At 63.2% G+C, this 10,674-nt stretch carries 12 protein-coding genes; 7 read left to right on the top strand and 5 right to left on the bottom strand.

Translation table 11 applies throughout. The features are described from left to right. The 3 genes from PMI16_RS24595 to PMI16_RS24585 form a co-directional block, all read left to right on the top strand. Positions 1 to 437: methyl-accepting chemotaxis protein (locus PMI16_RS24595; protein ID WP_007884648.1), on the top strand; the 437-nt coding region annotated here is incomplete at its 5' end. A gap of 299 nt (positions 438 to 736) precedes the next feature. Beyond that, positions 737 to 1,936 carry a threonine ammonia-lyase gene (locus tag PMI16_RS24590; protein ID WP_007884647.1) on the top strand — a complete coding sequence of 400 codons (1,200 nt, stop codon included), beginning with the start codon at positions 737 to 739 and terminating at the stop codon, positions 1,934 to 1,936. 190 nt (positions 1,937 to 2,126) lie between these two features. Continuing rightward, positions 2,127 to 3,965: a hypothetical protein gene (locus PMI16_RS24585; protein ID WP_007884646.1), complete on the top strand. Its 1,839-nt coding sequence runs from the start codon at positions 2,127 to 2,129 to the stop codon at positions 3,963 to 3,965. A gap of 36 nt (positions 3,966 to 4,001) precedes the next feature. Here PMI16_RS24585 and PMI16_RS24580 read toward each other — a convergent pair whose 3' ends face one another. Together PMI16_RS24580 and PMI16_RS24575 are read right to left on the bottom strand one after the other, a co-directional pair. Beyond that, entirely contained in the window at positions 4,002 to 5,111 is a 1,110-nt protein-coding gene (locus PMI16_RS24580) for a GGDEF domain-containing protein (protein ID WP_007884645.1), read from the bottom strand. 253 nt (positions 5,112 to 5,364) lie between these two features. Further along, the gene (locus PMI16_RS24575) at positions 5,365 to 5,694 is read right to left on the bottom strand and encodes a hypothetical protein (protein WP_007884637.1); all 330 of its coding nucleotides are present in this window, start codon (positions 5,692 to 5,694) and stop codon (positions 5,365 to 5,367) included. 76 nt (positions 5,695 to 5,770) lie between these two features. Between PMI16_RS24575 and soxR the strand changes: the two genes are divergently transcribed. The 4 genes from soxR to PMI16_RS24555 all read left to right on the top strand — a co-directional run bounded on the left by soxR (position 5,771) and on the right by PMI16_RS24555 (position 7,684). After that, the gene (soxR, locus tag PMI16_RS24570) at positions 5,771 to 6,250 is read left to right on the top strand and encodes a redox-sensitive transcriptional activator SoxR (RefSeq protein ID WP_007884635.1); all 480 of its coding nucleotides are present in this window, start codon (positions 5,771 to 5,773) and stop codon (positions 6,248 to 6,250) included. Positions 6,251 to 6,330: 80 nt separating this feature from the next. Further along, positions 6,331 to 6,894 carry an RNA polymerase sigma factor gene (locus PMI16_RS24565; protein ID WP_034382222.1) on the top strand — a complete coding sequence of 188 codons (564 nt, stop codon included), beginning with the start codon at positions 6,331 to 6,333 and terminating at the stop codon, positions 6,892 to 6,894. A 73-nt stretch (positions 6,895 to 6,967) separates the two neighbouring features. Continuing rightward, entirely contained in the window at positions 6,968 to 7,342 is a 375-nt protein-coding gene (locus PMI16_RS24560; RefSeq protein ID WP_007884633.1) for a hypothetical protein, read from the top strand. Between the two features lie 42 nt (positions 7,343 to 7,384). Beyond that, the gene (locus PMI16_RS24555) at positions 7,385 to 7,684 is read left to right on the top strand and encodes a 4Fe-4S dicluster domain-containing protein (RefSeq protein WP_007884632.1); all 300 of its coding nucleotides are present in this window, start codon (positions 7,385 to 7,387) and stop codon (positions 7,682 to 7,684) included. 38 nt (positions 7,685 to 7,722) lie between these two features. Here the strand turns inward: PMI16_RS24555 and PMI16_RS24550 are convergent, their stop codons facing one another. The 3 genes from PMI16_RS24550 to PMI16_RS24540 form a co-directional block, all read right to left on the bottom strand. Further along, positions 7,723 to 7,944, bottom strand: coding sequence for a hypothetical protein (locus PMI16_RS24550; RefSeq protein ID WP_007884631.1), 222 nt, complete (start codon positions 7,942 to 7,944; stop codon positions 7,723 to 7,725). A gap of 596 nt (positions 7,945 to 8,540) precedes the next feature. Continuing rightward, the gene (locus PMI16_RS24545) at positions 8,541 to 9,470 is read right to left on the bottom strand and encodes an ornithine cyclodeaminase family protein (protein WP_007884630.1); all 930 of its coding nucleotides are present in this window, start codon (positions 9,468 to 9,470) and stop codon (positions 8,541 to 8,543) included. A gap of 63 nt (positions 9,471 to 9,533) precedes the next feature. Then, complete coding sequence (locus tag PMI16_RS24540; RefSeq protein WP_007884628.1) at positions 9,534 to 10,472, bottom strand: LysR family transcriptional regulator; 939 nt, start codon at positions 10,470 to 10,472, stop codon at positions 9,534 to 9,536. Positions 10,473 to 10,674: the final 202 nt, after the last annotated feature.

Genomic DNA, 10,674 nt, shown 5'->3' with positions numbered 1-10,674 from the left:
AGACCAACATCCTGGCGTTGAACGCAGCGGTGGAAGCCGCCCGCGCCGGCGAACAGGGCCGCGGCTTTGCCGTGGTGGCGTCGGAAGTGCGCAGCCTGGCGCAACGCTCGGCCTCGGCCGCCAAGGAAATCAAGGAACTGATCACCGACTCCGTCGAGAAGGTCGACAGCGGCAGCAAGCTGGTCGAGAACGCCGGCGCGACCATGGGCGAAGTGGTCGCCAGCGTCAAGCGCGTGACCGACATCGTGGCCGAGATCAGCGCCGCCAGCACCGAGCAGAGCACCGGCATCGAAGAGGTCAACCGCGCCATCGTGCTGATGGATGAAAGCACCCAGCAGAACGCCGCGCTGGTGGAAGAAGCCGCCGCCGCCGCGCGCGCCATGCAGGATCAGGCCGCCAGCCTGGCGCAGATCGTCGGCATCTTCAAGCTGCACTGAGCCTCACGTTAAGGCCAGGTTAAATCCATAGAGCAGTCGTCCTGACGAAAGTCAGGACCCAGTGTCGTATCGACCGTCTTTACGACACTGGGTCCCAGCGTCCGCTGGGACGACCGGGATAGAGAAACAGGTTTGACTGAACGACGTGCAGTAGCTGACATGCCAATCCTCCACTCCCCAAATCCCTCTGCGGCAGCGGAAAATACGTAGCGCACCCCGCGCAAATACATTCCCGCAGCCGCCGTCTCTCTCGCTACAATGTCTGCTCCCTGTTTTTGTGCAGACTTTGAGCGGACCGTATGACCACCATCGACGACATCCAGCGCGCCGCAGCGCGGCTGCAAGGCCAGATCCTCAACACGCCGTGCGTGGAATCGCGCACGCTGTCCGACATCGTCGGCGCCCAGGTTTTCCTGAAGTTCGAGAACCTGCAATTCACCTCCTCCTTCAAGGAGCGCGGCGCCTGCAACAAACTGACCGACCTCGCCGCCAACGGCACGCGCGGCGTCATCGCGATGTCGGCGGGCAACCATGCGCAGGGCGTCGCCTATCACGCGCAACGCCTCGGCCTGCACGCGCTGATCGTGATGCCGCGCTTTACGCCCGGCGTCAAGATCGAGCGCACGCGCGGCTTCGGCGCCGAAGTGGTGCTGCACGGCGACACGCTGGAAGAAGCCCGCGCCCACGCCTTTGCGCTGGCGCAGGAACGCGGCCTGAGTTTCGTCCATCCTTACGACGATGAAGCCATCATCGCCGGCCAGGGCACGGTCGCGCTGGAAATGCTCGATGCGGTGCCCGACCTCGACATGCTGGTGGTCGCCATCGGCGGCGGCGGCCTGCTGGCCGGCATGGCGGTCGCGGCGCGCGCGCGCAAACCCGACATCGACATCGTCGGCGTGCAGGCCAAGCGCTTCCCGTCCATGGTCAACGCCATCCAGGGCACCACGCATGCGCTCGGCAGCAGCACCATCGCCGAAGGCATCGCCGTCGGCACGCCTGGCGTACTGACGCGCGAAATCATCGCGCGCGAAGTCAACGACCTGCTGCTGGTCGACGAGGGCGACATCGAACAAGCCGTGCTGATGCTGCTGGAAATCGAAAAGACCCTGGTCGAAGGCGCCGGCGCCGCCGGCCTGGCGGCGATGATCCGCCATCCGGAACGCTTCCGCGGCAAGCGCGTGGGCATGGTGCTGTCGGGCGGCAATATCGATCCGCTGCTGCTGGCCGCCATCATCGAACGCGGCATGGTGCGCGCGGGACGTCTGGCGCGCGTGCGCGTGTCCGCCCGCGACGTGCCGGGCGTGCTGGCGCGCATCACCGCCACCGTCGCCGAAGCCGGCGCCAACGTCGATGAAGTGCATCACCAGCGCGCCTTCACCATGCTGGCGGCGCAGAACGTCGACATCGAGCTGGTGTTGCAGACGCGCGGTCGCGATCATCTGGCGCAGGTATTGAATGCGCTGCGCGAGGCAGGTTTCGAGGCGGAAGAACAGCATTGAGAATAAAGCGAAAGAAGATTTTGACTGTCGTCCCAGCGCACGCTGGGACCCAGTGTCGTAAAGACGGTCGATACGACACTGGGTCCTGACTTTCGTCAGGACGACGGTAACGACGGCAATTCAAGGTTTGCAATGAATTCCCGGAGCTTCACGCTTCACAGAATTAACCGAACGGCATTGAGGAAGAGACATGGGTTTTTCGCTGGAGAACTTCGAATACCTGGCCTATTCGCGCCAACACGAAGCCGCCGCGCGCGAGCTGATGGACCTGCTGTCCGGACTGGACAGCAACTACGGCCTGCCGGGCGAAAATTTCAGCGCCAAACCGCTGAGCAGCGTCTTGCCCAACGAGCTGAACGACCATGTCGTCACGCGCATCGCGGCGGCGATTTCCTGCCTGTTCGCGGACAGCGAATTCCAGTTCTCCCAGATCGGCTTCGGCCAGATGCTGCTGATGCATCGCTGGCTGTCGGGCCTGTTCGCCGCCAGTCCCTTCCGCAACGCCGACCACGTGGTGCGCGCCTGGAACATCCGCGGCAAGGGCAACCTGCGCGAAGTCGAAATCGGCAACCGCGACCTGGTTAAATTCTGCCTGCTGTATTCGCCCGAGTCCGAAATCCCGATGGACCTCGACGCCTTCTGGGCGCACGACAAGGTGCTGGTCGCCAGCCTGTGCCTGGCGCTGTTGTCGCCGCGCCTGCTGGCCACGCCGGTGGCGTACGAGAAGCGTGAACAAATCCTGCCGTGGCTGTCGCAGCGGCTGGAACAGATCGACGACCTCGCCCAGCTGCCCGCCGGCATCCTGCACGACGTCTACATGCATTGCAGCTACGCGCGCCGCGCCGACAAGCACGACATCAAGAAACCGATCAACGCGCTGCTCGGACGCAGCATCGCCAAGGCGGGCCTGACGCCGCTCAATACGCCGATACGACTCGACGGCAAGGACAAGCCGGTGCTGCTGGTGGTGGTCGAATGGTTCAGCGCGGCGCACTCCATCTATCGCACCCACTCGCGCACGCTGGAAGCGGCGCGCGAATTGTTCCACGTCGTCGGCATGGGCTACGGCAAGACCGTGGACGATGCCGGACGCGCGGTGTTCGACGAATTCGTCGAGATCGGCGCCGGCGAGATCCAGCAGCAGCTGGCGCAGATCCGCGGCGTGGCAGAGGCAAAAGCGGCGCAGATTTTGTACATGCCGAGCGTGGGCATGTTTGCGCTGACGATGTTCCTCAGCAACCTGCGCATCGCGCCGGTGCAGGCGATGGCGCTGGGCCATCCGGCCACCTCGCATTCGCAGGAAATGGATTACGTCGTGGTGGAAGACGACTACGTCGGCGACCCGGCCTGCTTCAGCGAACAGCTGCTGCGCCTGCCCGGCGACGGCATGCCCTACCGCGCCTCGGCGCTGGCCGATGAACTCGATCTGCCCGGGCACATCCGCGAAGAACCGGAAGTGGTGCAGATCGTGGTGGCGTCGACGACGATGAAACTCAATCCGGATTTCCTGCTGGCGTGCCAACGCATCCTGCGCGAAGCGAAGAGCAAGATCCATTTCCACTTCCTGATCGGGCAGGCGCAGGGCATGCTGATTTATCCGCAGGTCAAGCGCGTGATCGGCCAGTACCTCGGCGACGCCGCCACGGTGTATCCGCATCAGCATTACAGCGCCTACATGCAGGTGATCGCGGGTTGCGACATGTTCATCAATCCTTTCCCCTTCGGCAATACCAACGGCATCATCGACACCGTCAGCGCCGGGCTGGTCGGCGTGTGCAAGACCGGGCCCGAAGTGCACGAGCACATCGACCAAGGCTTGTTCGGACGCTTGAAGTTTCCGCAGTGGCTGGTGACGCCGACGGTGGACGATTATGTGAAGGCGACCATCCGGCTGGCCGACGAGCATGCGCTGCGCAATCAGTTGCGGCGCGAGCTGACCGGCGTCGATGCGGTGCAGACCATCTTCCGCGGACGGCCGGAGATCATGGGGCAGATGTTGCTGGAGGCATTGAAGTCGAAGGCGCCCTGAAGCAGGAGCAGTTGCCGAAGCGCCCGGGCTTGCGGCTCAGTCGCGCTTTTCCGCTTCGCGGCGGCGGTACTTGCACAGATACATGGCCTGGTCGGCACGCTGCAGCAGCGTGGCGAAATCGCAGACTTCTTCCGGTTCCAGCGTGGCGATGCCGACGCTGACGGTGACCACGCAATGCGGCCACTGCGCCGCCGTCAGCATGGACTGGATCCGGTCGACCACCAGTTGCGCGCCGGCTTGCGGCGTGTTCGGCAGGATGATGGAAAACTCGTCGCCGCCGTAGCGCGCCACGAAGTCGCTGGCGCGCAGCGGCATGCGCAACAGCTCGCACAGCAGATTCAGGATGACGTCGCCGGCCGGATGGCCGTAAGAGTCGTTGTATTGCTTGAACTTGTCGACGTCGATCATCAGCAAGGACAACGCGGCGCCGCTGCGCACGTGGCGCGACCATTCTTCATGCAGGCGACGGTCGAAGCCGCGGCGATTGCCGACGCCGGTCAGCGAATCGGTCAGCGTCTGGCGCTGCAACTGCTGCATGTCGCGATGCATTTCCAGCTGTTCCATGAACTGCTGCGCCAACAGGCGCAGGCCGTCGCGCTGATGCGGCGACAGGCGGCGCGGCACGCGGTCCAGCACGCACAAGGTGCCGATCAGTTCGCCGTGCTGGTCGCTGAGCGGGATCGCCGCATAGAAGCGCACCTCGGGCACGATCTTCATCATGGCCAGGTCGGCGAAGCGATTGTCGAGACTGAGGTCGCCGATTTCGGTGATGCGGTCGGGTGTGGTGACGGCGGTTTCGCACAGACTGAAGTCGGCGGTGCTGCACACCACGCTCGACTGTCCTGCGAAGCGCCACCATTGACGGCGCTGATCGACGCCGCTGTCGAGCGCGACGGCGGCCGTCATCGACAAGGCGCCGCGTTCGGAACAATCGAATTCGCCCTGCAGTTGCGAGACCATCGCAATCGGCGCGTCGCACAGCAGGCCGGCCAGCGAAGTGATGTTCCACAGCAGGCGACCAAGGCGCTCATCGGGCTCGCTCATGGGATGACCGGGAAGACGCAACGACACGGTCGCTCCGGCGCCGCCGCTGAGGCCGATGCCGAAACCGTGTTTATCGCTGACGTCCGCCCGCAAAACTGTCATCGCCGTTTTTCCTGTTGTTGTTATGTATAACTTTTGATTCAGCTTTTGATCCAGCCCCTGAAATACCACATCTTAATCAGAGAATGTAAAACGAACCGGCGCAACTGTACATCCCTCAAATGCGCTACAGACAGGTTTTATGAAAAAGGCTGAATAAAAACACAGCGCTACGCGCCCGAAGCGTAACAACATCGACAACTTTCGTGGCAATGTCGACAACTATCCGGGCGCGAAGCCGCCTCCAGCCGGGTTTTCAGGCTTTACGGTAAAAGCCCTGGTCGGCGCGTATGCCCAACTCCACAACCATTTTTTTCGGATCGAAACCGTCTTCGGCGAAGCGCTTTTGCACATGCGCCAGCGCCGCCGTCACGGCGTCGGCATCCGACCATTCGAGGAAGGTCACGACGTTGAATTCGCCGTCGCCACCGGTCTGCGTGAGGATGTGCCGCTGCAGCGATCCCGGCAGGTCGACCAGGATCGCGTGCACATAGCGCATGCGCGCGATGAAGGCATCCAGCGAGGCGGCGGGGACGACGAATTTGTCGACGCGAAAAACGGATGAGGATTTGATAGCGGTGGACATGCGATGTTCTCCCTTAGAATGATGATCCGTTTGCAGTCTAAAACCTCAAGTAAAGTTGAGGTCAAGGGGAGAATGCATGAACATCTTGCTTGAGCAGGCGGGCATCGCGCCCATGCTGTCGGTGGGCGACGTCGCCCGGCGCAGCGGGGTGGCCGTGTCGACGCTGCACTTCTACGAATCCAAGGGCCTGATCACCAGCACGCGCACCGACGGCAACCAGCGCCGCTATGCGCGCGAGGTCTTGCGCCGCATCGCCTTCATCCGCGTGGCGCAACGCGTGGGCATCGGCCTCGCCGAAATTGAAGCCGCGCTCGCCACGCTGCCGGTCACGGCCGCACCCGGCCGCCACGACTGGGAACGCCTCTCCGCCGGCTGGCGCGCCGAGCTGGATGAACGCATGGCCCAGCTCAAGAAGTTGCGCGACACGCTCGACGACTGCATCGGCTGCGGCTGCCTGTCGATCGACCGCTGCCGCCTGCGCAATCTCTTCGACAAGCTGGCGGCACAGGGCGCCGGGCCGCAGCGCCTGCTGGTGAAGCAAAAACACAATGAATGATTTCCTGCGGCAACACATTCCGGCAATCAGATTATTTCGCCGTTCACACAATATCCGCCGCCGTGATCCGTCTTCACAGCATGGAACCGACGATGGCTCAAAACGATAAACACATCACCGACACCGTCCTGCGCGAGCGAGCACGGCTGCGCAACTTCATTCGCACGCGGGTGCCCGACCCGAGCGAGGCGGAGGACATTTTGCAGGATGTGTTTTTCGAGCTGGTGGAAGCCTGCCGCCTGCCCGAGCCGATCGAACAGGTCGGCGCCTGGCTGTTCCGCGTGGCGCGCAACCGCATCATCGACCGCTTTCGCAAGAAGAAGGAACAAGCCCTGCCGGACGCCTCCGCCGATGCGGAAGAGGACGACGACGGCTGGCTGGAACAACTGCTGCCCGACACCGACGCCGGCCCGGAAGCCGCCTATGCGCGCTCGATGCTGCTGGCCGAATTGCAGGACGCGCTGGAAGAACTGCCGCCCGAACAGCGCGAAGTCTTCATCGCACATGAACTGGAGCGGCGCAGTTTCAAAGAACTGGCCGCCGAAAGCGGCGTGAGCATCAACACGCTGCTGGGGCGCAAACGCTATGCGGTGCTGCATCTGCGCGCGCGCCTGCAAACCTTATACGACGAGTTCAATTTGTAGCTGCAAGTACGGCGCGCACTTTGAATTCCATCTTTAACCAACTCATCTGTAGCCCATCTGTAAGGAGGAAAAAATGAACGGCCCCATGCATTGCAAACGAAAATTCTGGAAGATCCTGGTCTTCATCATCGTCGGCGTCGCCGCACTCGGCTTTGTCGTCATGTCGCTGTGGAACTGGCTGATGCCGTCCCTGTTTACCGGCGCGCAGCAGATCGACTATTGGCATGCCCTGGGATTGTTCGTGCTGTGCAAGATCCTGTTCGGCGGCTTCCGCGGTCGCGGCGGCTGGCATGAGCGCCGTCAGCGCTGGGAACAGATGAGCGAAGAAGAACGTCAGAAATTCAAGGAAGGCATGCGCGGCTTCGGCGGTTTTCGCGGTCGCTGGCATCGCGGCGACGTAGAGAGCAAAGACGTTAAAGAACCGCCACAAACACCCGGCAGCGTTTAAGCCGTCACCATCAAATCAAAGCCGGTCGGCGGAAGGAACACCATGAACAAGAACTCAACGACCGGCTGCAATCAGCCTCCCGGCGTGATCGTGCCGGTGGTCGATCTGAAGCGTTGCGAAGGGAAGGGCGACTGTCTCGATGTGTGCCCGGAGAACGTCTTCACGATTCGCCGTATCGACGATGCGGACTATGCCCCGCTCGGCTTGCTCAACAAACTGAAACTGCGCGTGCACGGCATGCAGGTCGCCTACACCCCCAACGCCGACGCCTGCCGCGCTTGCGGACTGTGCGTGACGGCGTGCCCGGAGCGGGCGATCACGCTGGCGCGCGCGGCGTCGTAGTACCAACTCTGCACACTATCTCTGAAACCGGATGCGCCTTATGCGTCGCCGATGGAAATCTGCGGCTCTTCCTTGTGCTTTTCCAGCTTGCCGGCCGCTTCGTCGTGACGCGGCGGGCGGGTGTGGTCCAGCCGGCTTTCGGTGGAGTCTTCGTATTCGTGATCGGGGTCGAAGGGTTTTTCGTCAGCCGGAGGAGAAGGAGGCACCGGAGCGATGAAACGGAACGGGCGGGTCGGACGAGCGGACTGTTGATTGCGCATGATGTTCTCCTTCAGGCTTCCTGCTGCGTCCCCACAAGGACAAACGGGCAGACGCATGCGTGCCGGACAGGGATCAGCTTACTCCTGTGATGCGCGTCTGTCATGGCGCATCCGCGCAGGCGACTGCATGGCTTGCTGCGCTGAAACAATCCATGCCCGGGCGGCAATGCCGTTCAGTCACGCCTATTGTCGTCTTTCATCGCTCACCGTCGTCCCAGCGAACGCTGGGACCCAGTGTCGTGACAAGCGCCGATACGACGCTGGGTCCCGACTTGCGTCAGGACGACGGCGATACAGGCTTGGGTAACCAGCAAGCATGTTTCACACTTAACTCGGGTGGTGCGCCAGTGAACAGTGAAGCGACTTGGCGGCATGTGCGGGCCTGCCGGAAGCCATCTGGCGACGCTGGGACGACGGAAGGTGAAATCAATGCCCGCAGAAATCGCTCCCCCTGTCGTCCTGACGAAAGTCCGGACCCAGCGTCGTCAAAAACGTCCGCGCACACAAACCCATTCCGCAAAAGAAAACAGCAGCCATCAAGCCGCTGCCTTCCTGCTCCATCTCATTGCTACGGTGCCTGACGCCTGCTCAACGCATCACCAGCCGTTCTGCGCCGCCGCCTTGCGATACGCCAGGCCCGCCAGCGCCACGTCTTCCAGGCCGATGCCGATGGCCTTGTAGATCACGATATCGTCGTCCTTGCCGTCCTTGCGCTGATAGCCGATGCTGCCGTCGACGGCCTGGCCCAGCTCCCACACGTTGGCCCAGTCGAAGGTGCCCGGCGCGCATTGCACCAGGTCGCCGGCTTCGGTTTGCGCCTGCGGTTTCCATTCCACCACCAGCGCGGCGGCGCGCTTGATGGCGATGTCGTCCAGCTCGCGCACGGTGGCCTTGCTGGCGCCGACGGCGGCAACAAACGCGCCCGGCTTCAGCAAGTCGCCCGAGAACAGCGGCGTGGTCGCGCGCGTCACGGTCACCAGCACGTCGGCCTGGCGCGCGGCTTCGTCGATCCCGACCACGCGTGCCGGCACGCCGTAGGCCTTGGTGACTTCATCGGCCAGTTCCTGCTGGCCGGAGAGACCGGCGATCAGGATTTCCTTGAACTTGCGCACCTGCAGGATCGCCGGAATATGCGAACGCGCCTGCACGCCGGTGCCGATGACGGCCAGCGTCTCGACGTCCTTGCGCGCCAGCGCATCGCAGGCCACGGCGGTGGCGGCAGCGGTGCGCAGGCCGGTCATGGTGTCGCCTTCGATGGTCGCCAGCGGCGCGCCGGTCTCGGTCGAGAACAGCGTGATGACGAACTTGAACGCGCCCTTGATCGTCGTGTACACCTTGGCGCCGGCGATGCCCGCGTCGGGAATCACCGCGCCCATCATCGACAGCATCACGCCGTTGGAAGCGCTGGTGCGCACGCGCGCCTGCTGGGCGCCGCTGCCGGCGCCGGCGAAGGCTTCGCGCATGGCTTGCACGGCGTCGGCGGTGGTCACGAGTTCGCTGACTTGTTGATTGGTAATGAGCTTCACGATGGTCCTCTTCTAAACATTGGTTGATGCAAAACGAAATCTTGTGCTTGTCCGTGCAAGGGATCAGCGCACCCCGTGCGCCGCCCTCAGGCAGGCCCAGATGCGGTCCAGCTCCGGCCGCGCGTCGTCGATGCGGCGATAGACGCGGATATCCATTTCGTCGCTCCACAGGCCGGTTGCGAGCGCCTCGTTGTCGTTGGGCGCGACCGCCAGGGTCAGCTTGCCTTCGGCGACTTCACGCGTGACGGCGCTGGCCGGCAGCCAGGCGACGCCGTGGCCTTCCAATACCATACTCTTCAAACCCTCGGCCAGGTCGGATTCGAAGCGGCGGAACACATGCACCGGGCGCGGACTGGCGCTGAGCTGCTTCTCGACGATGCGGCTCAGCGACGAATAGGACGAATAGCTCAGGAAAGGCACCGGCTCCGCCGGCGTGCCCGGCAGCGCATACTTGGGCACGCCCTTGCGCACGGCTTTGACGTAGGGACGCAGCGGCTCCTTGCCGAGCGACAGCATGGCGTAGCGTTCGCTGTCCAGATCGATGCCCTGCTGCGGATGGTGATAGCAGATCAGCAGATCGCAGTTGCGCTCGACCAGCGCCATGACGGCGTCATGCACATTGGTGGCCTGCACCGTGGTCGCCATCGGGCCGGTGGTCTGCTCGATTTCGGACAGCAGCTTGGGATAGAGGGTCAGCAGCAGCGTGTGCGGCATGGCGAACTTCACCGTCGCCTGCGCGCCGGCCAACTGACCGCGCAGGATCAGGCGCGCCTGGGTCGACTGGTTGAGCATCTCGCGCGCGATCGGCACGAAGGACTCGCCCGCCGGCGTCAACGCGCAAGGGTAGGTGGAGCGGTCGAACAGCTCGGCGCCGAGCCAGGTCTCCAGCGAGCGGATGCGGCGGCCGAAGGCCGGCTGCGTCACGTTGCGCAGCTTGGCCGAGCGGCTGAAGTTGAGCGTCTCCACCACCGACAAGAAGTCCTCGACCCATTTGATTTCCATTGTTTCCCGCTCTTTTCGCTGATGTCCGGCTTGAATGCCGCGCTGATGATGCCGTGTGAGGCTGTTTACTTTCCGGCATACCACTATACAAATTCAGCATGGGAAAGTCCCATGCCGTTTCGGCATTGCCTTGGTGACAACACGCAAGCGCGATATCCACCCAAAGAAAAAGGCCTTCGCCACCTCGCCGTCGTCCTGACGA

It is taken from the genome of Herbaspirillum sp. CF444 (assembly GCF_000282135.1).
In the GTDB taxonomy this organism is placed as follows: Bacteria; Pseudomonadota; Gammaproteobacteria; order Burkholderiales; family Burkholderiaceae_D; genus Herbaspirillum.
The sequence above is the reverse complement of the archived record's forward strand: the minus strand, read 5'-3'. Positions and strand labels throughout refer to the sequence as shown.